Below are 25,445 nucleotides of genomic sequence, written 5' to 3' on the forward strand. Positions count from 1 at the left end.
GCCGTGCGGCCCGGCGCATCTCGAATTTTGTGAGGGGGCACGATTTTCATGATTGATTGGTTGCGTTCATCGGCGTTGGGCCTTGTTGCGGCACTCACCGCGGCGGCAGCGAACGCCGCGGTCACTCCGTTCCCGCCAGCATTCCACGTGTCCGACGTCGCCGTCCCCGGCGCCACCATTCACGTCCGCGTCGGCGGAAGTGGACCCGCGGTCCTTTTGCTGCACGGCTTCGGCGACTCGGGCGACATGTGGGCGCCGCTCGCTGCCCGGCTGGTAGCAAACCACACGGTGATCGTGCCGGACCTACGCGGCATGGGGCTCTCGTCTCACCCAGAGACCGGATATGACAAGAAGTCAGAGGGCCAGGACATCGCCGCGGTTCTGCAACGCCTGAAGATCGACGGTCCCGTCGCGCTCGTCACGCACGATATCGGCAACATGGTCGGCTATGCCTTTGCGGCCGAGAATCGCGACCGCGTCACGCGGTGGGTTGTGATGGACGCGCCGCTGCCGGGGATCGGACACTGGAACGACACGCTCCTGGATCACCGGACGTGGCATTTCGATTTCTACGGCCCGGATGAGGAGCGGCTCATCGCCGGCCGCGAGCGCCTCTACCTTGACCGGTTCTACAATGAGCTATCGGCCGACCCCGCCCACATCGGCGAGCAAACCCGAGCGCATTACGCGGCGCTTTATTCACGCCCGAACGCGATCCATGACGCATTCGCCCAGTTCGCCGCTTTCCGCCAGGATGCCGTCGACAACCAGAAGTTCCTCGCGGAAGGCAAGCTCACCATGCCCGTCCTCGCAATTGGTGGCGAAAAGAGCTTTGGCATCGGGTTTGCCAACGAGATCGGATTTGCTGCCAATAACGTGCGCGCCCTGAGCATCCGCGATTCGGGCCACTGGCTAATGGAAGAACAACCCGAAGCCACGATGGCGGCGATCCAGGCCTTCATCGCCGAGCCCCCGCCGGCGGCCACGCGATGAGCGACGATCGTGGGGACACCTACGCGACCCGCGGGGACCAGATGTTCCTGCGCTTCAGCGACGCCGAGATCGACCGGCTCGCGCGTTTCGGCGAGCGGCGCTCATATCGTCGGGGCGACATGCTCGCCCGGATCGGAGAGGCGGGGCCTGGATTGATGTTGATCCTGTCCGGCAAGGTCGAAGTGACTCAGCCGAACGGCGGTGACCGCAGCCACATCGTGACCCACGAGCGCGGCAATTTCATGGGCGAGCTCGCCCAGCTGTCGGGCCGTCCTTACCTGGTCGACGAGCGGGCGCTGACCGATGTCGAGGCGGTCGCCATTCCGCCCGACCGCCTGCGCGCGCTGCTCGTTGCCGAAGCCGACCTTGGCGAGCGCCTCATGCGCGCATTGATCCTTCGCCGCGTCGGCCTCATCGAAACCGGCGCGGGACCCGTCGTGGTCGGCGAGGAATCCGACCCCGACGTCCTCCGCCTGACCAACTTCCTTCGCCGCAACGGCCATCCCTACAAGAGCATGGACCCGGCAAGCGACAGCTGCGCGCGAACCTTGGTCGAGCGCTTCAAGGTTGAGCCGGAGGAGCTGCCGATCGTGCTCTGCCCGGGCGGCCAGCTGTTGAGGAACCCGAGCGAAGACCAGCTCGCCCGCTGCGTCGGCCTGGTCGGACCGATCGACAGCGCCCGACTCTACGACGTGGTGGTGGTCGGCGCCGGCCCCGCCGGACTTGCAACCTCGGTCTATGCCGCGTCGGAAGGGCTGTCGGTGCTGGCGATCGACTGCCGCTCGTTCGGCGGCCAGGCAGGCGCTTCGGCGCGGATCGAAAACTACCTTGGCTTCCCGACCGGCATCTCGGGGATGGCGTTGATGGGCCGGGCATTCAGCCAGGCGCAGAAGTTCGGGGTCGAGATCGCGATTCCCGACGAGGCGGTGAAGCTCGAATGCGGAAACGATCCGTGCCGGCTCGATCTGACCACCGGCGAACGAGTCCAGGCGCGCGCAGTGGTGATCGCGACCGGTGCCCAATACCGCCGGCTCGGCGTCGAACGGCTTGAGGAGTTCGAAGGCTCGTCGGTCCATTACTGGGCCTCGCCGCTGGAGGGGGATCTTGCCGCCGATGAAGACGTGGTGCTGGTCGGCGGCGGCAATTCGGCGGGGCAGGCGACGGTCTTCCTTGCCGGGCGGTCGCGCAGTGTCACGGTCATCGCGCGCCGCCCATTGAGCGCCACCATGTCCCAATATCTGGTCGAGCGGATCGCCGCGCAGGACAATATCGACGTCATCGTCGGTGCCGAAATCGCGGCGCTCGAAGGCGAAGGCGGTGTCCTCGAAGCCGTGACCTGGCGCGACCGATCCTCCGGCACGGAGACACGCCGGCCGGCGCGCTTCCTGTTCTCGTTCATCGGCGCCGACCCCAATACGGGCTGGCTGGCCAGCTCGGGCCTGCAACGCGACGGCCGCGGCTTTCTGCTCACCGGTGAGGATGCGGGCAGCGACCGCTATCCGCTCGAAACCAGCAGGCGCGGTGTCTTCGCGGTCGGCGACGTAAGGTCCTGTTCCGTCAAGCGCGTGGCGGCCGCCGTCGGCGACGGCGCCCAGGTCGTCGCCGCGATCCATGCCTATCTATCGGCACAATCGCCGGAGCCCGTGCAAATCGTCGAGCCGGTCGCAACTCCGGCGTGACGGCTTTGCCGCTGCCGCGACTTGCCCTAAGGGCGCGGCATGCTGCTTGCTGTCGACGTCGGGAACACCAACCTGGTCTTCGCCCTCGTCGACAAGGGTGAGATCAAGGCGCGCTGGCGCATCGCCACCGATCCGCGCCGCACCGCCGACCAATATAGCGTCTGGCTTCACCAGCTGCTCGAGCTCGAAGGCTTCGGCCGCGGCGACGTCGAAGCCGTCATCATCGGCACCGTGGTTCCGCGCGCGCTTCACAATCTTGAAGTGCTGTCCGAGAAATATTTTCACAAAACGCCGGTGATCGCGGGGCAGGGCGCGGCGCAATGGCCGCTCCAGCTCGACGTCGACGAGCCCCAGAACGTCGGCGCCGACCGCGCGCTCAACGCGATCGCCGCGCACGCCAAATATCCCGGCGACCTGATGATCATCGACTTCGGCACGGCGACCACTTTCGACGTGGTCAGTTCTTCCGGCGCCTATACCGGCGGGATTATCGCTCCCGGCATCAACCTGTCGCTCGATGCCTTGGTCAGCGCCGCCGCCAAGCTGCCGCGCATCGCGATCGAGGCGCCGGAGAGCAACAGCGTGATCGGCCGCACGACCGAAAGCCAGATGATCATCGGCATTTACTGGGGCTACGTCGCGATGATCGAAGGGCTCGCCGAGCGGATCGAGCGCGAGCTCGGCCGCTCCCTGACGGTTGTCGCGACCGGCGGCCTCGCCACCCTGTTCGACAAGCACACCGATGTCTTCGACGCGATTGAACCCGATCTTACGATCCAGGGTTTGAGCCTGCTGTACGACATGACCACGCGCGCTCCACGATGATGCGTCTCCGATGATTCCGGGCGAGGAACTGCTGTTCGTCGCACTTGGCGGTTCGGGCGAGATCGGCATGAACGTCAATCTCTACGGTTGCCGCGGCCAGTGGATCATGGTCGATCTCGGCCTGACCTTTGCCGACACCAGCTATCCCGGCATCGATTTGATCCTTCCCGACCTCGAGTTCATCGAGAATCAGCAGGAGCGGCTCGCCGGCATCGTGCTCACCCATGGCCATGAGGACCATATCGGCGCGCTGCCGTATCTCGCCGAGGAGCTGAAGGCGCCGCTGTTCGCGACCCCCTTCACCGCCGGCCTCATCGCCGGCAAGCTCGAGGAGGAGGGGCTCATCGGGCAGGTCAAGCTCAACGTGGTCGAGCGCGGCGGAAGCATCGAGCTCGGGCCGTTCCGGGTCAGCTTCGTCGCGCTGTCGCACTCGATCCCCGAGGGCAATGGCGTCCTCATCGAAACTCCGTTCGGCAACATCTTCCACACCGGCGACTGGAAGATCGATGAGACGCCGGTGATCGGAGAGGCACCAAGCACGGAGGCGTTGATTGGCATCGGCGACCGCGGCGTGCTGGCGCTGGTGTGCGATTCGACCAATGTCTTTCAGGACAAGCCGTCGGGTTCGGAAGAAAGCGTTCACGAAGGGCTGCTGACGCAGGTGCTCGAAGCCAAAGGCCGCGTGCTCGTGACGACCTTCGCCTCAAACGCCGCCCGCCTGCAGACCATCGGCCGCGTTGCCCGCGAAACCGGCCGTCAGGTATGCATCGCCGGCCGTTCGCTCGAGCGGATCCTGCGCGTTGCCCAGGCGACCGGATATCTCAAGGACTTCCCCGCACCGATCGACTTCGACCAGGCGATGCGCCTGCCACGCCGCGAAGTGCTGGTCATCGCCACCGGCGGGCAGGGCGAGCCGCGCGCGGCGCTCGGCCGCGTCGCGTCGGGCAATCACGACCTCAAGCTGGTTGACGGCGACACGGTCATCTTCTCGTCGCGCATCATCCCCGGCAACGAGGTCGCGATCGGGCGGATCATGAACCAGTTGTCCGAGCTCGGCGTCCGGATCATCACCGAGCGCCAGGCGCACGTTCACGTCTCTGGGCATCCCGGCCGGCCGGAGCTAATTGAAATGTACAACTGGGTGCGGCCGGCAATCGTCGTGCCGGTGCACGGGGAAGCGCGGCATCTTGCCGAGCATGCGCGCCTCGCGCTCAGCCATGGGGTTCGACACGCCGTAGTGCAGGAAAACGGCGACGTGATTCGCCTCGCCCCCGGCGACCCGAAGAAGCTCGATGAGGTCCGGGTCGGCCGGCTGGTCCTCGACGGCGATGTGATCCTTCCGGCGGACGGCGCAACGGTCACCGAGCGGCGGCGAATGGGCTATGGTGGGCTGATCACCGTCGCAGTGCCGGTCGGCGAGGACGGCAAGCTTGCCGGCGCGCCGCTCGTCAGGCCGTTCGGAGTGCCCGTTGAGGAGGACCGCGACGACTTCATCTCCGACGCGACGGACGCCGCGCGGCGCGCGTACAGTCCTGGCGGCGACGAGGAAAAGGTGCGCGAAGCGGTGCGGCTCGCGGTGCGTCGCTGCGCCACCTTGTGGACCGGCAAGAAGCCGCTGGTCGAGGTCATGCTGCTTCAGGTCGCGTGATGGCGCTGTCGTCGATCGTCGCGATCTATTTCCTGTTCTTCGCCTTCAGCGCGTTCCTGCTCCTTCCGTTCGGCGTCAGGACCGACGAGGAAGCGGGCGCACGCAAGGTGCCGGGGCAGGCGGACAGCGCCCCGCACAGCTTCGACGTCAGGCGCCACCTGCTCCGCGCGGCACTCGTCGGGGCGCTATTGTTCGCGCTCTATTATGCGAACTGGACGTACGGCTGGATCACGCCGGACGACCTCGACTTCTACCATCGTCCCTAACGCTTTTTGTCGATCGCCTGCGCAAGGGCGGCGTAGAGCTTGCCCATGTCCGACGACATGAGTGTCACCGCGAAAATGCCGCCGTCGCGCTCGGCCAGCACGCGGCGCAGCATCGATTCGAAATCGTGGACGTAGCGGTTGACCGAGCGCTGGAACTCGGAGTCGGTCTCGTAATGGGCACGGATCGCGCGGCTCTCGCTGCCCCCGATCAGGCGCACGGCACGGCTGGTGAACACCCCGCGATTGCCTTTGAGGTATGCGCCCCACGCCTTGTCGTCGATCTCGTCGGACAGGATCTTGCCGACGTCGATCGCCGCCGAATGCATCGAGTCGATCAATAGCGCGACGCGCTTAGCGAAGACTTCGCTGTCCTTCTCGCGCTGCTCCTTGCTGGTCTGCTCGATATGCGCCTCGAGCGCCGAAGCGGTCTGGCCGAGCGTGAACATCTGCTGGGTGAGACGGTCGGACGCTTCGCGGGCGGAGTCGACCGCGCGAGCCGCGACATTCTCCATGTCCTGAAGGCGCTCCTCGATGCTCTCACGGATGACGCGTTCGAGAGCGGTGCGGGCCTCTTCCGACAACTTGCTGGCGGCCTCGGGGATTGCCGCTTCGATGGCTTCGCGCGCGCGTTCCGCGGCATGCGCCGCCGCTTCCTTGACCTGGACGAGCGACGCGACCAGCGCCGGGCCGGTCTCCGCAGTGAGAGTCGCGGCCTCGCGCTCCACCTTGACCAGGGTCGAGGCAAGCTCGGAGAGCTTCGATTGCGCATCCTCGACTCCGCCGTCGAGGCTGGCGAGAAGCCCGGTGAATCGGTCGTGCTGCTGGGCGATCTCGGCGCCGGTCGCGGTCAGCCGCTCGCCGGCCTCGATCGTTGCATCCCGCAGCCAGCCGATTTCAGGCCGCGCCGCCGCCGCAGCCTCGACGAGGCGGTCGGCACCGCCCTGTGCTTCGCCGATCGCGGTCCCCACGCCCTCGCGGATTTCGATGTTGAGCCGCTCGATGCTGTCGCGCAGCGCCGACGTGCGTTCGGCGAGCGAGCCGATCGCGCCATCCTGGCTGCTCGCCTGCGCGGCGAGCGAATCGAGCTCGGTACGCGCGCGGGTGAGCGATTCGAGGAAGCTGTTGGCGCGCTGGTCGCCGTTGGCGGCAAGCTCGGTGAAGCGCTGGTCGATCAGCGCGAGCCCGCGCTCGATCTCGGCGATCATCTGCTGCGACGCGCGATCCTGTTCGGCGACGCGGCCCGACAGCGATTCGAGCGAGCTGCTGGCATGATCGATATTCGCGGCAAGCGATTCTGCAGCATCGGCGCCCGCTTTGCCGATTCCGGCGGAAGCCTGGGCGACGAGCGCGGCGACGGCGGCGCCCTGGACGTCGATGCCGGTGCGGATCTGATCGAGGCTTTCGACGGTTCGCTCGAGCAGCGCGTCGAGCGTACCCGAATAAGCAGCTTCGGCCTCGCCGACGCGGGCCGCGGCGCTCACGCTCGCCGTCTCGATCTCCGCGGCGCGGGCGGCCAGCCGGTCGGTCGCTTCCGCCACCAGCTGGTCGGCGCTCCGGGTGCGCTCGGCGAGGTCGCTCACCTGGCGGCCCAGCACGGCCGCCTTTTCGGCCGATTCGCTGCCGGTGAGGCGCAGCTGGTCAGCCACCGCGCGCGCCGTCTGCTCCGCCTGCGGGAGGTCTTCAAGCAGCACGGCAATGTCGATCCGCGCGCTGCCGGCGGCGCGGTCGAGCGCCTCGCCGTGGCGCATCAGCTTCTCGCTGCTGCTGTCGAACTCGCGGGTGATCCCGCCGAGCTTGCCGGTGGTCTCGTCGCCGAGCTGCATCAGGTGCTGCGCGATCATGGTCAGTTCGGTGCGGCTGTCCTGGATGCGTTGCGACAGCACTTCGAGCAGCGCTTCGAGCGAGCGCGTTTCGCTGCGCATGGCAATGACGGAACGGGTAAAGCGCTCGGCTTCCTTGCGCCGTGTGCGCCCGAACATCAGCCAGGCGAGGCCCATCAGCGCTAGCGGCCCGGCGGCAACGGCGACCCATTGCGCGATCTGCGGCGAGGTCAGCGATTGCCCGGAAAGCATCCGACCGGCCGACCAGGCGGTGAACGCCAGCCACAGCGCGGCAAGCAGCGTGAGCGCGGTCGCAAGCACCTGGCGTCCGCCGGTGCCGCGTTCCTCGGCAGTCTGCTGGAGCCACTGGCCCTGGTCGAAGACCGGTTCGGACAAGTCGCCGCCGGCGACGGTCGTCAGCTCGAGGGGCTCTACCGCGTCACTTGCCGGGGGTAGAGGATCGGCGCGCTGTGGGATCGGTGTCATGTTGCGTGGCAGTTTACCATCTTTGACCGCACACGAAAGCGGTTAGAGAAGGGGCGTGGTTCGGAAGCCGGGGAGAAGTCGGGGATCATGGCGATCGGGGCGCTGATCGGAGCCTATCACGAGGACGATAGCGGCGCCTTGCGCGCCTTGCTCCCGCTCGCCGGCCGGACCCTGCTCGAATATCAGGTGCGCTGCGCGGCAGCCGCGGGCGCTGCGCCGATTGTCGTGGTGGTCGAGCGCGTGCCGCAGGCACTACAAGACGCATTCGAGCGGCTGCGGCTCGATGCCATCGGCGTGTTTCCAGTCAGCGAGCTCAATGAGGCAGTGAGCCGGTTCGAGGCGGGCTCGACAATCTTGCTGATTGGCGACGGGATCGCGGCTCCGATCGAGCTGGTGATGCGCATGGCCGACCACCCCGAACCCTCCGTCGCCACGGTGGCCGACGATGAGGAGCATCAGGCCTATGAGCGCATCGACGCCGGGTCGCGCTGGGCGGGCGTCGCCGTGGTCGACGCGCACCTCCTCGGATCGACTGCGGCAATACTCGGCGACTGGGACCTGCAGTCCACCTTGCTTCGCCGCACGATTCAGGAGGGTGCGCTGCGAATTCCGGCGGGCGAAGCCGGCGGCGAGCCGCTGCTGGTCGAACGCGCGGACCAGCTCGCGGACTTCCAGCACCGGCTTCTCCAGGCCTCGCGCGGTGCGCGCGATGATTGGGCCAGCCGCTATGTCCTTGCACCGATCGAGGATTTCGCGACCGAGCGGCTGATGCAAACGCCGCTGCGGCCGATGTGGCTGGTGTGGGCGGCGGTTGCACTCACGCTAGGCGGCGCAATCTGCTTCACCCGCGGATGGCTCGGCGCCGGGCTGGTGCTGCTCCTGCTATCAGCGCCGCTCGACCTGATTGCCGGCCGTCTGGCGACGCTGCGCCTCAAGCCGCTTCCGGCAAAGATGCTCACGCGTCTGGCGCTGTGGCCTGCGGCGGGCCTCGCATCGCTCGCGATCGGCCTTTGGGAGATGCGCCACGGCACCGGATGGGGAGCCTTGGTCACCGCCGCCGCGGGCTGCGCCTTTGCCGAAGCCGCGCGCATTGAGAAAGGCGGCATCCCGCCTGGCGGGGAATTGTGGTTGTTCTCGCGCCGCAACGCGATTTTCCTCGCGATTCCGTTTGCGGTCGGCGGCGCGTGGACGGCCTATTTGCTCGCTGCGCTCGCTTATGCGGCCGTCTCATTCTTCATCATCCAACGCGTCCGGCACCGCCCATCCAGTTGACGCGAAGTTAACCGAAATCGGCTACACAGGGCACGATGATGCCTGAAGAGTGGCCCATTGCTGCCCCTGCAGCGGACGGGAACGGCCCCGCGCGCCCCGCGGGCCGCGGCCGGCTGGCGACCGTACGCCGCGATTTCTTCCTCCATCCCGCCGAGCGCCTGACGGAGCAGGAGCGGGCGCTGATGACGGCGATGCTGAATTGCCTCGTCAGCGACGTCGCCGATGCCGTCCGCGCAGCGCTTCCGAGCGGGCGGATCGCCGCCAATGATGAGGGCGATGCGACGTTGGTCACCGCGTTGAGCGCCGCCGGCTTGCTCGACGAGCCAGGCCTGATGGCCTTGCTGCTGCGCCGGGCGGACGAGGAACGGATCGCGACCGCCGCCCGCGCGCGCAGCGGGCGCCGTGAAGCTCGGGTGCTCCAGGGGCTGGTCAGCCACGACTATGGCGCGGTTGCCGCTGCCGCGATGGCGCTGATCCTCGGCCGCGGCCGCCGGCGCGACCGGTTCGGTCAGTGCCTCATTGCCTTTGACGACCTGCCCGACAGCAGCGCGGAACACCTCGTTCATGCCGTTGCAGCGGGTATGCGGCGTGAGCTTGCGACGGGTCGCGGAGTTCCCGCGGCCGACCAGGAACTGACCGCGGCATCCGACTCGGTGCTCGACGGCCACGACCCGGAACGCAGCGTTGAATCGCTGACGGCGGCGCTTGTTCATTTCCTCGACGAAGGCGACAGCCTTACTGATGAGCTGGTTCTCGCCGCTGCCCATGAGGGCGAAGTCGCATTCGTCGCCGGAGTGTTGGCGCGGCGCGGTGGAATAGCCAGCGATTCCGCGATGGATGAATTGCTGTCGGGCGATGCCGCGCATGTCATGGCCCTGTTGCGTGTTGCCGGCGCGTCGCGGCAGCTCAGTGCTGGCTTGCTCGGCGGAATCGGCGACCTGCTTGGAATTGCCGATGCGGGTGAAGCGATCGGGCTGTTCGACCGGATGACCGACGGTGAGGTCGAGGCGGCCCGCAGCTGGCTGGTAACCGCCGCCGGCTATCGCACCGCCCTCGGCCGGCTGGGCCAAGGCCGTGGCTAGCGCCCCCTCCGAACCTCGGCCGGTGGCCGGTCGTCTCGACCGCGCCGGCCGGCTCATTTCGGCCGACCCCGAGCTCGAGTCGCTTCAGCGCGAAGCCGGATCTTCCCTTGGCCAGCCGCTTGCGCTTCCGCAAATCGCTGCCGTCGCCGAGTTGGCACGCAAGCTTCGTACCGCGGTGTCGCGTCCGGCATTGGCGGCGTCGACCGACCACGACATCGAGCTATGGGTGAATGCCACCCCCGAAGGCGAGGAAGTCGCGCTTTCGATCGAGGGGTGGACGGTCCGCGCCGCGGCCGGCCCTCGTCTCGCAGCGATTCTAGGCGGCGGCGTGGAGACGGAAACGGGCGGCGCGCGCAATGAATGGGCTGCCGACGAGGAACTGCGCATCATCTCCCTCTCGCCCGACCTCGCCGAGCTGCTCGGCGTCGACGCCGATAGCGTCGCGGGCCAGCCGCTGACCCGCGTGGTTCGGCTGGAAGAAGACGAAAACGGCGAAATGCCACTGATCAGCGCGCTCGCCGCGCGGCGCGGCTTCTCCGGCCAGCATGCGCGCAGCCGCACTGACGAGGACCGCGAAGTGATCCTCAGCGGCGAGGTCGTGACGGGTGCCGACAACAGCTTCGCCGGTTTCCGCGGTTCGGTGCAATCTAGCGGCGTCGCACCCGCACCGGTTCGGTCTCGCGCGGCCGCGTTCGACCATGCGCTCGATGAGGTGCTGCGCTCACCCCTCGACCGGATCATCGAGAGCGCGGAGCGCATCGTGGAGCGCGCGGATGGGCCGCTTCGCAGCGATTATGCGAGCTACGGCAACGATATCGCGGCCGCGGCGCGCCACTTGCTGTCGGTCCTGACCTCGATGAGCGAGGAGCCGGTCCAGGCGCAGCGGTCGATCGACCTCACGGCGCTTGTCGCCGAGGCGGTTGTGATGCTCGATTCGTCGGCGGAGGCGCAGCGCGTCACGATCAAGTCGGAGGCCAGCGGCCAGCTCGCAGCGCGCGGCGAAGAGCGGGCCGTGATCCAGATCCTCGTCAACCTGATGGGGAATGCCATTCGGCACTCGCCGCCCGGTGGGACCATCCGCCTGATCCTTGGACGGATTGGGGGCACGGCCTCGGTGTCGGTGTGCGACGAAGGGCCGGGAGTGGCCGCGGAAGACCAGCAGCGCATCTTCGAGCGCTTCGAGCGTGCTCAATCGAGGGGGGCGGGTACCGGGCTCGGCCTCGCCATCTCGCGGCGGCTGGCCCGCTCGATGGGCGGCGACGTCACGCTCGACAGCGCGCCCGGCGAGGGCGCGCGCTTCACGCTGAGGTTGCCGGCCGCCTAGCGCTTCTCGACCGGCAAATAGTCCCGCTGGGTCGCGCCGACATAGAGCTGCCGCGGACGGCCGATCTTCTGCTCGGGATCGGCGATCATCTCGTTCCACTGCGCGACCCAACCAACCGTGCGCGCGACCGCGAACAATGCGGTGAACATGTCGGTCGGGAAGCCGATCGCGTTCAGGATCACGCCCGAATAGAAGTCGACGTTGGGGTAAAGCTTCTTTTCGATGAAATAGTCGTCGTTAAGCGCGATGTGTTCGAGTTCCTTGGCGACGTCGAGCACCGGATCCGAGATGTTGAGTTCCTTCAGCACCTCGTCGGCGGTGGCCTTCATCACCTTCGCCCGCGGGTCGAAGTTCTTGTAAACGCGGTGGCCGAAGCCCATCAGCCGGAAGGGATCGTTCTTGTCCTTGGCCCGCGCGATATATTCGGGGATGCGCTTCACATTCCCGATCTCGCGCAGCATGTTGAGCGCCGCCTCGTTGGCGCCGCCGTGCGCCGGTCCCCACAGGCAGGCGATGCCCGCGGCGATGCACGCAAACGGGTTCGCGCCCGAGGAGCCGGCCAGCCGCACCGTCGAGGTCGAAGCGTTTTGCTCGTGGTCCGCGTGGAGAATGAAGATGCGCCGCATCGCCCGCTCGATGACCGGATTGACCTCATAGGGTTCGGCCGGCACGCCGAACGTCATGCGCAGGAAGTTGCCGGTGTAGCTGAGGCTATTCTGGGGATACATGAACGGCTGGCCGAGGCTGTATTTGAAGGCCATCGCCGCGATCGTCGGCATCTTCGCAATCAGCCGGTGCGAAGCGATCATCCGCTGCTCGGGATCGGTAATGTCCGTGCTGTCGTGATAGAAGGACGAGAGCGCGCCGACGACACCGCACATGATCGCCATCGGGTGGGCGTCTCGCCGAAAACCGCGGTAAAAGGTCGCGAGCTGCTCGTGCACCATCGTGTGACGGCTGATCGTGTAGGCGAACTCGTCGAGCTCGCCCTTCTTGGGAAGCTCGCCGTGGAGCAGCAGGTAGCACACCTCCATGAAGGTCGATCGCTCGGCAAGCTGGTCGATGGGATAACCGCGGTGAAGGAGGATGCCCTTCTCGCCGTCGATATAGGTAATCGCGCTTTCGCAGCTGGCGGTCGACGTGAACCCCGGGTCGTAGGTGAACATGCCGGTCTCGCCATAGAGCTTGCGGATATCGATCACCTCCGGACCGACCGTGCCGTCGAGCAGCATGAACTGGTGGTTGGTTCCCTCCACTCCCAGGGTCGCTGTCTTGTCGGTCATCCTTGTCGCTCCATCTGGTCGGCGATGCGGGCGAGGCTCTCGTCGCGGCCCAACAGCGCCAGCACGTCAAATATCCCGGGAGACGTCGTGCGCCCTGTGAGGGCAGCGCGGAGCGGCTGGGCTAGCTTGCCGAGCTTCACGCCTGTGCCCTCCGCGACCTCGCGGATGGCCGCCTCTACCGACGCGGCATCCCACTCCGCAAGAGCGCCGAGGCGGTCGTGCGTGCGATGCAGCATTTCGCGGGCCTCCGGGCTGAGCAAAGCGGCGGCGCTCTCGTCGATTTCCACGGGCCGCCTGGCGAAGAGGAAGCGCGCGCCCTCGGCGAGCTCGTTGAGCGTATGCGCCCGCGCCTTGAGCTCCGGCATGGCTCGGAGGAGCAGCTGCCGTTGCTGCGGGTCCTCGATGCCCAGCTTGGGCGCGACAAGCTCGGCGAGGCGCTCGTCGTCTGCCTCGCGGATGTAATGCCCGTTGAGATTCTCGAGCTTCTTGAAGTCGAAGCGCGAGGGCGACTTCCCGACCTGCGGCAGGTCGAACCACTCGATCGCTTGGTCGCGGCTGATGATCTCGTCGTCGCCATGGCCCCAGCCGAGCCGCAGCAGGTAATTGACCACCGCCTCGGGCAGAAGCCCAAGCTCGTCGCGATAGGCGTCGACACCCATCGCGCCGTGACGCTTGCTGAGCTTGGCGCCGTCGGGTCCGTGGATTAGCGGCACATGCGCGTAGGTCGGCTCGGGCCAGCCCATCGCGCGGATGATCGCCAGCTGGCGGAACGCATTGTTGAGATGGTCGTCGCCGCGGATCACGTGGGTCACGCCCATGTCGTGATCGTCGACCACCACCGCGAGCATGTACGTCGGCGTTCCGTCGGAGCGCAGGAGGACGAAATCGTCGATCTCGACGTTCTGGACGGTCACGCGGCCCTGAACCTCATCGTCGATCACCGTCTCGCCCTCACGCGGGGCCCTCAGGCGGATAACGAAGGGCGTGTCGCCTTGCTCCTCGGTGACTTCGCGCCAGGGACTCTCGATCCGGAACGGGCGGCGCTCGAGCTTCGCTTTCTCGCGCGCCTCGGCCAGCTCCTCCTGGGTCATGTAGCATCGGTAGGCAGCGCCGCGATCCACCAGCCGGTGGGCGATTTCGGCGTGCCGCGCCCAGAATTGCGACTGGTAATATTCGTGGCCGTCCCAATCGAGGCCGAGCCACTTCATTCCGTCGATGATCGCGTCGATCGCTTCCTTGGTCGAGCGCGCCCGGTCCGTGTCTTCGATGCGCAGCAGGAACTTGCCGCCCCGGTGGCGGGCGTAAAGCCAGTTGAACAATGCGGTGCGCGCGCCTCCGATGTGAAGGTAACCTGTGGGGGAGGGCGCGAAACGCGTAACCACGGGTCGCGACGTAGTGCTTGCGCTCAAGCGCGCTTTCCTCTTCTCTCTTTGCTGCAATGCAATGGACGAGCGCCCCTAACATAGGGGAAGCGCCTCTTCCACAGCGTGCTCGGGGCTATTGGAAGGCGCGGTTTTCCGCGGCGTACGAGGAGGTGGAAAAGCTCCTCGAGGCGGAGCGCGCCCAGCTTCCGCCGTGGTTCGTGATCGGCTTCGGCGCCGGCATTGCCGCCTGGTTCGCGCTCGGCTCGCCGGTTGCCTGGAATGCTTTCCTGTTCCTCGCCGCTGGTTCCTCCGTGCTTGGATTTGCATTGGCGCCAGGGAGAGCGGGCCGCGCCCTCGGCTGGTTCGCGCTCGCCGCGACCTTGGGATGCAGCCTGGTGTGGGCGCGCGCCGGCTGGGTCGCGCAGCCACGGCTCGACCGGCCGGTGGTGACGGGCGTCGCGGCGACCGTGGAGTCGGTCGAGCATCTCGCGGCGCGCGACACGGTCCGGCTGCTGCTGAAGCCCGGCGATGCGCACTTGCCGCCGAACGTGCGCATCTCGATCGACGAAGACAAGTTTCCGGGCGGGATCGCGCCGGGAGCTCAGATTCGGGTTCGTGCGCGGCTGGCGCCGCCGCCGCCGATGGCGCTCCCGGGTACTTACGACTTTGCCCGCGACGCCTGGTTCAACGGCATCGGCGCTGTTGGAAAGAGTCTCGGCGAGGTGACGGTCGTGCGATCCGCTGCGCCGCGAGGACTGGACGGCGTGCGCGAAAGGCTGAGGCGAGAGATCAGCGCGCGGTTGCCGGAAAGCTCCGCCGGGATCGCGATCGCGCTCGTCACCGGGGATCAGAATGCCGTCGGCCAGGGCGATGCCGACGCCATGCGCCGCAGCGGCCTCACGCACCTCTTGTCGGTCAGCGGGCTGCACATCGCGGCGGTCGTCGCCTTCGCGATGTTCCTGACGCTGAAATTGCTGGCGCTCAGCGAAACGCTGGCGCTGCGATTGAACCTGGTGCTGGTCGCGGCTGCCGTCGCTGCCGCCGCCGGGATCGGTTACACTTTGCTGACCGGCGCGCAGGTGCCGACGGTCAGGAGCTGCGTCGCGGCGCTGCTGATCCTCACCGGCATCGCGCTCGGGCGCGACGCGATCAGCATCCGCCTGATCGCCACCGGCGCCCTCGTGGTGCTCGTTTTTCGTCCCGAGGCGCTGGCCGGACCCAGCTTCCAGATGAGCTTTGCCGCGGTGACTTCGATCGTCGCGCTTCACTCGACCAGCTGGGCGCGCGAGCTGCTCCAGCGCCGCGATGAAGGCATCATCGCCAGGACGGGACGAGCGTTGCTCGGAATCGTGGCGACGGGGCTCGCGGTCGAGATCGCCCTGATGCCGCTGGCCCTCTATCACTTCCACCGCTCCGGCTTGTACGGTGTCGGCGCGAACATCGTCGCTATCCCGCTCACCACGTTCGTGATCATGCCGCTGGAGGCGGCTGCGCTCGCGCTCGACCCGCTGGGTATTGCCGCGCCCTTCTGGTGGTTGTGCGGCGCCTCGATCGACGCTCTGTTGACGCTTGCCCATAAAGTCGCATCGGCGCGCGGGGCGGTGGCGCTTCTGTCGTCGATGCCGACCTGGGCGTTCGCGGCGATGGTCGTGGGCGGCATCTGGCTGTGCCTGTGGACGACTCGGGTTCGGCTGCTCGGCATGATTCCGGTCGTGCTCGGTGCGATCGGGGCCGCGCTCGCCCCGGCACCCGACCTGCTCATCACCGGCGACGGCCGCCATCTCGCGGTGGTCGAGCACGGCACGCCGTACATCCTGCGCGACCGGGCCGGGGATTATGTCCGAAGCCTGCTGGCGGAAGCGTCGGGCTACGACAGCGACCCCGATCTGCTCGACGGCCAACCGGCCAGCGACTGCTCGCGGGACGCCTGCGTCGCGGCGCTGCGCAAGCGCAATGCCGAATGGCGGCTGCTCGCTACGCGCTCGGCCTACCGGATCGATTGGCAGAGCATCACCAAGGCTTGCTCCCAGGCCGACATTGTCGTCTCGGACCGCCGGCTGCCGCGCGCCTGCGAGCCGCGCTGGCTAAAGCTCGATGCCGAAGCTTTGGCGCGCACCGGCGGGCTGGCGATCTACCTTGGTGCGCGGCCCTGGACCGACAGCGTCGCCGACCGAGTCGGCGCGCATCCCTGGGCGCAGGCAGCGGCTACGCCTCGCTCCACACGGCGAGCTCGCTTCCCGAGGGATCGATGAAATGAAAGCGCCGGCCGCCGGGGAAGCTGAAGATCGGCTTGGCAATAACACCGCCGGCCTTGGTGACCGCGTCGAACGCGGCCTCGAGGTCGTCGACGCGAATCACCGGCAGGGGCGCCGACAGGGCATCCGCCGGATCACCCTGCAGGCCAAGGTCGGTTGTGCCGTTGGTCGTCGCCGCATAGGTCGGGCCATAGTCCGTGAACGCCCAGCCAAACGCTCGTGAATAGAAGGCGCGCGTCAGCTCATGCGCGGTCGCGCTCGGCAATTCGACATAATCGATCCGCGCCACGTCAGTAGCGGCGGATCAGGCCGGCGAGCCGCCCCTGGATCTGCACCCGCCGCGGATCGTAGCGCTGCGTCTCGTAATTACGGTTCGCCGGGTCGAGGCGGATCATGCTGCCTTCGTGGCGGAAGGTCTTGAGCGTCGCTTCCTCATTGTCGATCAAGGCCACCACGATTTCACCGTCCCGCGCCGTGTCGGCCTTGCGGATGAGCGCGAAGTCGCCGTCGAGAATCCCTTCCTCGACCATCGAATCGCCCGAAACCTCGAGCGCATAATGCTCCCCCGGGCCAAGCAAAGCCGCCGGGACCGCGAAGCTCTCGGTCCCCTGCAGCGCCTCGATCGGCGTTCCCGCCGCAATCCGGCCGTGCAGCGGGATTTCGAGCGTGTCGTTGGCCGGCGTCGCAGCGACGGGACGGATCGCCGTCACCGTCGCCGCCGGGCGCGTTTCGGGTAGCTTCAGCACCTCCAGCGCCCTCGCCCGGTTGGGCAGCCGGCGGATGAAGCCGCGCTCCTCCAAAGCGGAGATCAAACGGTGGACGCCCGACTTAGACTTGAGCTCGAGCGCCTCGCGCATTTCATCGAAGCTCGGGCTGATCCCGCTGTCGTTCAGGCGATCGTCGATGAAGAGCAGCAATTCGCGCTGCTTGGCGGTGAGCATCGGCCGTAACTCCCCCATGAAAGAACGAACGGGGAACTTTTAGGCAACAAACATGCGCACGTCAAGCGCGCACCGCAATCAACCGCCCGTCGTCAGCAAGCGCGTGCGGAAAGCCTCGATCGCACTGTCGTTGCGCTTCACGTTGAGCCGACGCTTCACGGCGGCGAGGAACTCTGCCGCATAATCCTGCGACGCCGCCCGTCCGAGTTCGCCCTGGATCTGGCTGATGAGCCCCGGCGCGGAAAGCGCATTGCCGGGCGTGATCTTGTCGACCTTGACGACGAAGAAGCCGGCGCCCTGCGGGGCCGCCCCCATCTGGCTCTTGCCCGCGCCCAGCGTGAACAGCATCCGCAACGCCGGCGAAACGGGGCCTTGCGCCATGGCAATCTGGATCCGGCGGGCGGCGACGGGCCGCGCCGCCGGTAGTGCCACGCCGACGCTCTTCATCGCCTCGGCGACCGACATCCCCGCCGAGGCCTTGGCCGCGATCTGGGCCGCTGCGGCGCGCGCGCGCTGAAGCGCCTGATCCGTAATCCAGTCGGCCGCGAGCTGGGCGCGGATGCTCGCGAACGGCGCCGGCGCGGCCGGGACCACCTCGGCGGGCGACACGACCGCATAACCCGCATCGTTCGGCAGCGTGACGACTTCCGGCTCGTCGCTCTGGGCCATCTGGAAGCCGCTCTGCAGCACCGGCGAGAGTTCCGGCGCGATCTTGAAGGAAGGATCGGCGCGCGAGTTGCCGTTCGCAGTGATCAGCGGGGTCGATGTCACCGGCAGCTTGGCCGCGGCGACCGCTTCGCTGAAGTTGCTCCCGCCGTCGAGCGCGTTCTGGACCTTGTCGACCAGCCCCTCGATCGCGCCCTTGCGCTTTTCCTGCGTGAGCTTAGCCGAAATTTCGCTTTTCGCCTGATCGAGCGTCTTCCCGCCCCCTGCCTTCACCGAGTCGACCTTCACGATCACCCACCCGAAGTCGGAGTGGACGGGACCCACGATAGCGCCCGCGGGCGCGGCGAAGACGGCGGCGGCGGCCTGGTCGCCGGCGACTCCCGCATAAGCTTGGCGGCTCTGGTCGGCGAGCGTCGTCACTGCGGCGTTTGCGCCTGCGGGCGCGGCGGCGGCGGCGAGGTTCGCGCCCGATTTCGCCCGCTGCGCGATGGCGTTGGCGGTCGGTTGGTCGGGAACGACGACCTGGCTCAACGACCGCGTGTCGCTCGGCGCATAGGTGGCCTTGTTGGCGTTGTAATAAGCGGCGATTTCCTGGTCGGACGCGGCGACACCGGCCTGCTCGGGACCGATGCGCGCGATCCGAAGGACGCGCTGCTCGGGGATCATGTAGCGGGCGCGGTTTGCGGCGTAGAATTGCTGGAGCTGCGCATCATTTGGCTGCAGTCCCGCCTTGAACGCGTCGGCGGGCACCACTGCGGCCTCCCCCTCGCGCGCCTCGAGCAGCATCGAGGCATAGGGCTTCGCGATTCCGACCGGCACACGGCCCGCGGCCGCTATTGGCGTCAGTAGCAGGCGCTGAAGCAGCCCGCCGGCCAGAATCTCACGAACTTGCGGGTCGGTCAGGCGCTGCTGCGCGAGGAACGCGCGATAGGCCTGCTCGCTGAACTGGCCGTTCAGGCCCTTGGTGCTGGGGATTTGCGCAATCTCGGCGTCGATCAGCCGCTTGGACAAGGGGAAGCCGTATTTGTCCGCGAATGCGATCAGCGTCCGCTGATCGATGAGGTCGTCGAGGATCGGTTCGAAGTCCGGCATGATGCTCGCATAATCGGCATCCGGGTGCTCCTGCCGGGCCTGCTGAAGGCGGCGCTGCAAGGCGTCGCTCATCTCGCGCTCGGTGACGGTCTGGTCGCCGACCTTGGCGAGGGTGCCGGTGCTCATGCCGAAGCCGAGAGTGCCGCTGCCGAAATTTGAAATATCCGCAAGGGCGAAGCCGCCCATGATCGCGACAACGACAAGGACCATGATCCATGTGCCGATCCTGGACTTGGCGGCGCGGCGGAAGAAAGTGAGCATCGTATTCCGATATGATTGAGAGGGCGATCGCCGCTTTAGGGGGCGGGGTGGCGCGCATCAACCCGCGGCGCTAGGACCCGCCGAACGGGGGGATGATGGCGCTGAAGAAGCTCGTTGCCGGCAATTGGAAAATGCACGGTTTGTCGGCTGACTTGTCCGAGATCGAGGCGATTGCGACGGCCGCGCGAGACTATCCGAATGTCGATGTGGCGTTGTGCGTGCCGGCGATCCTGATCGAGCGCGCGGCCCGCGCCGTCCCCGGTTTTTCCATCGGTGGTCAGGACGTCCATGATGCCGAGCAAGGCGCGCACACCGGCTGCACTTCGGCGCTGATGCTGCTCGATGCGGGGGCGAGCCTGACGATCGTCGGCCATAGCGAGCGCCGCGACGCTCAGCGCGAGAGCAACGAGGAAGTCAGAGCGAAAGCCGAAGCGGCGTTGTCGGTCGGCCTCGACGTGATCCTGTGCATTGGTGAGAGTTTTGATGTGCGCGAGCGCGGCGCTGCCGTCGATACCGTGACCGCGCAGCTCGACGCCTCGCTTCCCCCCAGCCTGGAAGGCGAGGCCGAGCTGGCGGTCGCGTACGAGCCGATCTGGGCCATCGGCACCGGCAAAGTCCCGACCGGCCCTCAAATCGCCGAAATGCATGCGACGATTCGCGCCAGGCTTCGGGCGCGTTACGGCGCTGACGGAACGCACGTCCGGATCCTCTACGGCGGCTCGGTCAAGCCTTCGAATGCGGGCGAGATTTTCGCGATTGCCGATGTCGACGGCGCGCTGGTCGGCGGCGCGAGCCTCAAGGCCGCGGATTTCATTCCGATCGTTGCCGCCGCTGCGGCGGTTGAAGGCCAAGGCACGATCGCCTAAGTCGCGGCGACCTCACTTTTGGAAAGCCCGACATGTTCGCCTTCTTGCTGATCGTACAGTCGCTGATCGCCGTCACGCTCATCGGTGTCATCCTGATGCAGCGCTCGGAAGGCGGCGGCCTCGGCGTCGGTGGCAGCTCGTCGGGCTTCATGACCGCGCGCGGCGCCGCGGACTTCCTGACCCGCGCGACCGCGGTGCTCGGTGGGCTGTTCATCATTCTCTCGATCGTCATGGCCGCGATCGTCGGCGCAACCCGCGAACCGGCGAAAATCGACACGTCGCTCGCCGGCAAGCTCGCCCCGGCGCAGCAACAGCAGACGCAGCCCGTGCAGCCCGTTCCCGCGCAACCCGCGCCCGCGACCCAGAACCAGCAGGCACCCGCGGTCCCGCTCGCCCAGTAAGCGGCTGAGATTTTTTCACTCGCCGGGTTGCGTAAGTCGGGTGAAGCCCCGTAAGCCTCAACTCCCATGGCGCGGTTCATATTTGTCACCGGCGGCGTGGTCTCATCGCTTGGAAAAGGCCTGCTGTCGGCGTCCCTCGGGGCGCTCCTCCAGGCGCGCGGCTTCAAGGTCCGCATCCGCAAGTTCGACCCCTACCTCAACGTCGATCCGGGGACGATGTCGCCCTACCAGCACGGCGAAGTCTATGTGACCGACGACGGGGCCGAGACCGACCTCGACCTTGGCCATTACGAGCGCTTCACCGGGGTCAGCTCGCGCCAGTCGGACAATGTCACGACCGGACGCATTTACCGCGACATCATCGCCAAGGAGCGGCGCGGCGACTATCTCGGCGCGACCGTCCAGGTGATCCCGCACGTCACCAATGCGATCAAGGAGTTCGCGCTCACCGACATCGAGGGGCTGGACTTCGTCATCTGCGAGATCGGCGGGACCGTCGGCGACATCGAGAGCCTACCGTTCATCGAATCGATTCGCCAGCTGAGGAACGACCTCGGCCGCGACCAGACGGTCAGCGTCCACACCACGCTCGTCCCGTGGATCGCCGCCGCTGGCGAGCTCAAGACCAAGCCGACCCAGCAAAGTGTTCGCGAGCTCTCGAGCCTCGGAGTCCAGCCCGAAGTGCTGCTGTGCCGCTGCGACCGGCCGCTGCCCGAGCCCGAGCGCGAGAAGATCGCCTTTCTGCAACGTCCGTCAGTCCGCGGTGATCCCGGCGCTCGATGCGCGCAACATCTACGACGTGCCGCTCCAGTATCACGAGGCAGGTCTCGACGACGAAGTGCTCTACGCCTTCGGGATCACCGACGCGCCGCGGCCCGATCTCGACCGCTGGCGCGAGATCATGGACCGGATCGACCACTACGACAGCGAAGTGACGATTGGCGTCGTCGGCAAATATGTCGGCCTCCCCGACGCCTACAAGAGCCTGCGCGAGGCGCTGATCCATGGCGGCATCGCCAATCGCGCCAAGGTCAACATCCAGTGGCTCGACGCCGAGCTGTTCGAGCATCCCGACGCCGACGTGATCGCCGAGCTTGAACCGCTGCACGGAATCCTCGTCCCCGGCGGGTTCGGGGAGCGCGGCAGCGAAGGCAAGATCGCCAGCGTCAAGTTTGCGCGCGAGCGCGACATTCCCTTTTTCGGAATCTGCCTCGGGATGCAGATGGCGTGCATCGAAGCGGCAAGGAACCAGGCAGGGATCGAGGAAGCGTCGACCACCGAGTTCGGCGAGACTAGCGAGCCCGTCGTCGGCCTCATCACCGAATGGATGAGCGAGGAGGGGCTTCAGCAGCGCGCCGCCGGCGGCGACCTCGGGGGGACCATGCGCCTGGGTGCCTATCCGGCCGTTCTCGCTGGCAATAGCCGGGTCGCGTCACTGTACGGCACGACCGAGATCAGCGAGCGCCACCGCCACCGCTATGAGGTGAACGTTCACTATCGCGACGCGCTCGAGGGCAACGGACTGCTGTTCACCGGCATGAGCCCCGACAAACGCTTGCCCGAAATCGTCGAACGCCCCGACCACCGCTGGTTCGTCGGCGTCCAGTTCCATCCGGAATTGAAGAGCCGCCCGTTCGACCCGCATCCTTTGTTCGCGGGCTTCATCGAAGCAGCGGTCAACTTGAGCAGGCTGGTCTGATCGCCCGGCCGTTGGAACAGGCTCGTGCGCAGTTGGTTACGCTTGCGTATCTGATCGACGGAGGACGTTCATGCTGCTGACCATTGCCATCATTCTGCTGATCCTGTGGGCGCTTGGCTTCTTCGCTTTCCACGTCGCCGGCAGCCTCATCCACCTGCTCCTCGTGATCGGCGTCATCGTCCTGATCTGGAATTTCGTCGCGGGCCGCCGCACCGTCTAGCGATGCGCGAAGCGTTGCGGGGCGCATGAACCCCGCTTACATGCCTCGCATGACGAACAGCATTTCGGCGCGCGTAGTCGTGCTCGGCTCCGGGCCTGCCGGTTATACCGCCGCAATTTACGCGGCGCGTGCTGGGCTTGGCCCCGTCCTCATCCAGGGCATCGTCCCGGGCGGCCAGCTCACGACCACCACCGACGTCGAGAATTATCCCGGCTTCCGTGACGTCATCCAGGGCCCCTGGCTGATGGAGGAGATGCAGGCCCAGGCCGAACATGTCGGGACGAAGGTCGTGTGGGACCATGTCAGCGCGGTCGACCTGTCGCGGCGGCCGTTCCGCCTGACCGGCGACAGCGGCGCGCAATACTTCGCCGACGCGCTGGTGATCGCGACCGGAGCCCAGGCCAAGTGGCTGAACCTCCACTCGGAAGAGCACATGAAGGGCAGGGGCGCCTCGGCCTGCGCAACCTGCGACGGTTTCTTCTATCGCGGCAAGAAGGTTGCCGTGATCGGCGGCGGCAACACCGCGGTCGAGGAGGCGCTCTACCTCACCAACCATAGCCACGACGTCACGCTGATCCACCGCCGCGATTCGTTCCGGGCGGAGAAAATCCTCCAGGACCGGCTGTTCGCCAACCCGAACATAAAGGTCGTCTGGGACAGCGAAGTGCTCGAGTTCGTCGGCGGCGGCGATCCGGAGGCACTGATCGGGCTGGACATCCGCAACAAACGCACCGGCGAGGTCAGCCGGGTCGAAGTCGAAGGTGCCTTCGTCGCGATCGGCCACACGCCTGCGACCGAATTGTTCGCCGGCCAGCTCGAGCTCGACGCGGAAGGCTATATCCAGGTCGCACCCGGAACCACGCGCACCAGTGTGCCGGGCGTGTTTGCTTCGGGCGACGTCATGGACAAGATCTACCGCCAGGCGGTCACGGCCGCCGGAACGGGCTGCATGGCCGCGCTCGATGCGGAGAAATATCTCGCGGCACAGGAATATGAGGCGATCGCCGCCGAATAGCGGCACGCGAAGGGGGCGATTTGAAACCGACCGGACCGATCCCGCCGCATTTTTCGGCGCGCGACGATGGCCAGCTGCTGATCGGCGGCTCTCCGGCCGAGGAACTGGTCGCCGAAGCAGGCGGGACCCCGCTGTTTGTCTACGACAACAATATCGTCGGGGCCCAGATCGCCCGCTTCAAAGGCGCCATGCCCGATGGTATTGCGCTACATTATTCCGTGACTGCAAACCCTTACGAGCCGTTGCTTGAGTTTCTTGGCAGGTACATCGATGGCTTCCGGATTGTCTCCGGGGGCGAGCTGAAGCGCCTTCAATCGGCCAAGCTTGCCGGCATCCCGATGAACTTCGCCGGCCCCGGCAAGCTCGATTGGGAGCTGGAGGCGGCGGTGAAGGCCGGCGCGACGATCAGCGTCGAAAGCGACGGCGAAGCCGCACGCACCATCCGCGCCGGTGAGAATGTCGGGTCCAAGCCGAAGATCTCGGTCCGCGTCACTCCGCCGTTCGCCATCGAAGAGGGACGGGTCAGCATCGGCAGCCGGCCGAGCCCGTTCGGGGTCGATGCCGACCGGGTGCCGATGCTGGTCCACGGCTTGATCGAGGCCGGAGTCGACTGGCGCGGCCTCCACATGTTCGGCGGGACCCAGTGCCTCGATGCCGAAGCGCTCGCGGAAGTGCATCGCGTGACCGTGGCGCACGCCGGCGAGATCGCCGACGCGATCGGCGCTCCGCTTCCCGAGCTCAACCTTGGCAGCGGCTTCGACATCGCCTGCCGGCCCGGGGACGTGCCGCTCCATATCGATCACGTCGCCGCCGCGCTCAACCGGACGCTGTGCGATGCGCCGCCGTTGCTGGCGACGACGCGCTTCACGATCGAGCTTGGCCGCTGGCTGGTCGGCGAATCCGGCGTCTATCTGACCCGCGTGGTCGACCGTACCGAGAGTTGCGGCCAGATCTTTTTGACGACCGACGGCGGCGGCCACCACCTGATCGGCGCCACCGGCAGCCTCGGCGAGCGCGGCCTGACCAACTTCCCGCTCGCGGTCGCCCATCGCTTCGGCGATCCCCCGGAGGAGCAGGTCACCGTCACCGGCTGCCTATGCACGCCGTTCGACGTGCTCGGCGACGAGGTCGGGCTGCCGCGCGCCGAGGTCGGCGACCTCATCGCGGTCTTTTGCGCCGGCGCCTATGGCCTCAGCGCCAGCCCGCAGGCGTGGGAGAGCCGCCCGCTGGCGCGCGAGATGCTGGTCTAGGGATACACCGCTTCGACAAAGTACAGCCCGTGCGGCGGGGCGTTGAAGCCGAGCGCCGACCGGTCGCGCGCTTCGAGCGCCTCGCGCATCTGCTCCGCCCGCCACTGTCCGCGCCCGACCATCGCTAGGCACCCGACCATTGAGCGCACCTGGTGGTGGAGGAAGCTGCGCGCCGCGGCGGTGACGTGAATCTCGTCGCCGATCTTCGCGACGTCGAGCCGGTCGAGGGTCTTTACCGGGCTATCGGACTGGCATTGCGCCGACCGGAACGTCGTGAAGTCATGACGTCCGACGAGGAACGCCGCGCCTTCAGCCATCGCCGCCATGTCGAGCGGGGCGGCCAGATGCCACACCTTGCCCGCGTCGAGCGCCGCCGGCGCGCGGCGGTTAAGGAGGCGGTACAGATAGCGCCGTCCGATGCATGAGAAGCGCGCGTGCCAGTGGTCAGCGACCGTCTTGACTTCCAGCACCGAGATGGGGTTGGGGCGGACGAGCGCGTTGAGCCCCTCGCGAAGGCGATGCTCGGTCAGGACCTTGGCGATGTCGACGTGGGCGGACATCGCCAGCGCATGCACTCCCGCATCGGTCCGTCCAGCGCCATGTACGGTCGCAAGCTCGCCAGTCATTCGGTGGATCGCCTCTTCGAGCGTCTGCTGGACCGACGGCCCATGGTCCTGCCGCTGCCAGCCCATGAACGGCCCGCCGTCATATTCGATCGTGAGTTTCCAGCGAGTCAT

21 protein-coding genes and 1 pseudogene are annotated in these 25,445 nt (G+C 67.1%); 15 read left to right on the top strand and 7 right to left on the bottom strand.

All coding sequences use genetic code 11. From position 1 onward, the window contains the following. Positions 1–48 precede the first annotated feature (48 nt). From ACJ8FR_RS10710 to ACJ8FR_RS10730, 5 genes are read left to right on the top strand one after another with little or no spacing between them, the layout of a single operon-like run. On the top strand, positions 49–993 hold the full coding sequence (locus ACJ8FR_RS10710; protein ID WP_407828610.1) for an alpha/beta fold hydrolase: 945 nt from the start codon (positions 49–51) through the stop codon (positions 991–993). Beyond that, positions 990–2,672 (top strand): FAD-dependent oxidoreductase, encoded by a 1,683-nt coding sequence (locus tag ACJ8FR_RS10715; RefSeq protein WP_407828611.1) that lies wholly within the window; start codon positions 990–992, stop codon positions 2,670–2,672. The genes ACJ8FR_RS10710 and ACJ8FR_RS10715 overlap by 4 nt, the downstream gene beginning before the upstream one ends. Before the next feature lie 39 nt (positions 2,673–2,711). Further along, positions 2,712–3,497: a type III pantothenate kinase gene (locus tag ACJ8FR_RS10720; RefSeq protein ID WP_407828612.1), complete on the top strand. Its 786-nt coding sequence runs from the start codon at positions 2,712–2,714 to the stop codon at positions 3,495–3,497. Between the two features lie 10 nt (positions 3,498–3,507). Continuing rightward, on the top strand, positions 3,508–5,145 hold the full coding sequence (locus ACJ8FR_RS10725) for a ribonuclease J (protein ID WP_407828613.1): 1,638 nt from the start codon (positions 3,508–3,510) through the stop codon (positions 5,143–5,145). Further along, positions 5,145–5,411 (top strand): DUF1467 family protein, encoded by a 267-nt coding sequence (locus ACJ8FR_RS10730; RefSeq protein WP_407828614.1) that lies wholly within the window; start codon positions 5,145–5,147, stop codon positions 5,409–5,411. Before ACJ8FR_RS10725 ends, ACJ8FR_RS10730 begins: the two co-directional genes overlap by 1 nt. Here ACJ8FR_RS10730 and ACJ8FR_RS10735 read toward each other — a convergent pair. Then, positions 5,408–7,717, bottom strand: a complete 2,310-nt coding sequence (locus ACJ8FR_RS10735; RefSeq protein WP_407828615.1) for a hypothetical protein — start codon at positions 7,715–7,717, stop codon at positions 5,408–5,410. The two genes, ACJ8FR_RS10730 and ACJ8FR_RS10735, sit on opposite strands and share 4 nt — an antisense overlap. A gap of 87 nt (positions 7,718–7,804) precedes the next feature. Between ACJ8FR_RS10735 and ACJ8FR_RS10740 the strand changes: the two genes are divergently transcribed. Genes ACJ8FR_RS10740 through ACJ8FR_RS10750 form a run of 3 tightly spaced genes read left to right on the top strand, consistent with a single transcriptional unit; the run spans position 7,805 to position 11,395 of the window. Continuing rightward, positions 7,805–8,989, top strand: a complete 1,185-nt coding sequence (locus ACJ8FR_RS10740) for an NTP transferase domain-containing protein (RefSeq protein ID WP_407828616.1) — start codon at positions 7,805–7,807, stop codon at positions 8,987–8,989. Positions 8,990–9,027: 38 nt separating this feature from the next. Continuing rightward, a complete protein-coding gene (locus tag ACJ8FR_RS10745; protein ID WP_407828617.1) occupies positions 9,028–10,071 on the top strand; it encodes a DUF2336 domain-containing protein in 1,044 nt (347 codons plus the stop codon). Positions 10,072–10,093: 22 nt separating this feature from the next. Then, positions 10,094–11,395, top strand: coding sequence for a sensor histidine kinase (locus ACJ8FR_RS10750; protein WP_407828618.1), 1,302 nt, complete (start codon positions 10,094–10,096; stop codon positions 11,393–11,395). Here the strand turns inward: ACJ8FR_RS10750 and ACJ8FR_RS10755 are convergent. Both ACJ8FR_RS10755 and gltX read right to left on the bottom strand, forming a co-directional pair. Continuing rightward, positions 11,392–12,678, bottom strand: coding sequence for a citrate synthase (locus ACJ8FR_RS10755; protein WP_407828619.1), 1,287 nt, complete (start codon positions 12,676–12,678; stop codon positions 11,392–11,394). The two genes, ACJ8FR_RS10750 and ACJ8FR_RS10755, sit on opposite strands and share 4 nt — an antisense overlap. Next, positions 12,675–14,087: a glutamate--tRNA ligase gene (gene gltX, locus ACJ8FR_RS10760; RefSeq protein WP_407828620.1), complete on the bottom strand. Its 1,413-nt coding sequence runs from the start codon at positions 14,085–14,087 to the stop codon at positions 12,675–12,677. The genes ACJ8FR_RS10755 and gltX overlap by 4 nt, the downstream gene beginning before the upstream one ends. A gap of 125 nt (positions 14,088–14,212) precedes the next feature. Between gltX and ACJ8FR_RS10765 the strand changes: the two genes are divergently transcribed. Next, positions 14,213–16,294, top strand: coding sequence for a ComEC/Rec2 family competence protein (locus ACJ8FR_RS10765; protein ID WP_407828621.1), 2,082 nt, complete (start codon positions 14,213–14,215; stop codon positions 16,292–16,294). On the opposite strand, the gene ACJ8FR_RS10770 is transcribed toward ACJ8FR_RS10765, so the two are convergent. The 3 genes from ACJ8FR_RS10770 to ACJ8FR_RS10780 form a co-directional block, all read right to left on the bottom strand. Next, the gene (locus ACJ8FR_RS10770) at positions 16,248–16,586 is read right to left on the bottom strand and encodes a VOC family protein (protein ID WP_407828622.1); all 339 of its coding nucleotides are present in this window, start codon (positions 16,584–16,586) and stop codon (positions 16,248–16,250) included. The two genes, ACJ8FR_RS10765 and ACJ8FR_RS10770, sit on opposite strands and share 47 nt — an antisense overlap. Position 16,587: 1 nt before the next feature. Further along, entirely contained in the window at positions 16,588–17,238 is a 651-nt protein-coding gene (gene lexA / locus ACJ8FR_RS10775) for a transcriptional repressor LexA (protein WP_407828623.1), read from the bottom strand. Positions 17,239–17,316: 78 nt separating this feature from the next. After that, complete coding sequence (locus tag ACJ8FR_RS10780; RefSeq protein ID WP_407828624.1) at positions 17,317–19,257, bottom strand: peptidyl-prolyl cis-trans isomerase; 1,941 nt, start codon at positions 19,255–19,257, stop codon at positions 17,317–17,319. Between the two features lie 95 nt (positions 19,258–19,352). Between ACJ8FR_RS10780 and tpiA the strand changes: the two genes are divergently transcribed. The 6 genes and pseudogenes from tpiA (at position 19,353) to ACJ8FR_RS10810 (ending at position 24,708) form a co-directional block, all read left to right on the top strand. Then, positions 19,353–20,123, top strand: a complete 771-nt coding sequence (gene tpiA, locus ACJ8FR_RS10785; RefSeq protein WP_407828625.1) for a triose-phosphate isomerase — start codon at positions 19,353–19,355, stop codon at positions 20,121–20,123. A 32-nt stretch (positions 20,124–20,155) separates the two neighbouring features. Beyond that, entirely contained in the window at positions 20,156–20,524 is a 369-nt protein-coding gene (gene secG / locus ACJ8FR_RS10790; RefSeq protein WP_407828626.1) for a preprotein translocase subunit SecG, read from the top strand. 66 nt (positions 20,525–20,590) lie between these two features. Further along, positions 20,591–22,223: pseudogene (locus ACJ8FR_RS10795) on the top strand (CTP synthase). A gap of 70 nt (positions 22,224–22,293) precedes the next feature. Further along, positions 22,294–22,443, top strand: a complete 150-nt coding sequence (locus tag ACJ8FR_RS10800) for a lmo0937 family membrane protein (protein ID WP_407828627.1) — start codon at positions 22,294–22,296, stop codon at positions 22,441–22,443. 49 nt (positions 22,444–22,492) lie between these two features. Next, positions 22,493–23,458 carry a thioredoxin-disulfide reductase gene (gene trxB, locus ACJ8FR_RS10805; protein WP_407828628.1) on the top strand — a complete coding sequence of 322 codons (966 nt, stop codon included), beginning with the start codon at positions 22,493–22,495 and terminating at the stop codon, positions 23,456–23,458. Positions 23,459–23,478: 20 nt separating this feature from the next. After that, positions 23,479–24,708: a pyridoxal-dependent decarboxylase, exosortase A system-associated gene (locus ACJ8FR_RS10810; RefSeq protein WP_407828629.1), complete on the top strand. Its 1,230-nt coding sequence runs from the start codon at positions 23,479–23,481 to the stop codon at positions 24,706–24,708. Here the strand turns inward: ACJ8FR_RS10810 and truA are convergent. Beyond that, entirely contained in the window at positions 24,705–25,445 is a 741-nt protein-coding gene (gene truA / locus ACJ8FR_RS10815; RefSeq protein ID WP_407828630.1) for a tRNA pseudouridine(38-40) synthase TruA, read from the bottom strand. The genes ACJ8FR_RS10810 and truA overlap by 4 nt on opposite strands.

Origin of the sequence: Sphingomonas sp. (assembly GCF_045810705.1) — a bacterium.
GTDB lineage: Bacteria > Pseudomonadota > Alphaproteobacteria > Sphingomonadales > Sphingomonadaceae > Sphingomicrobium.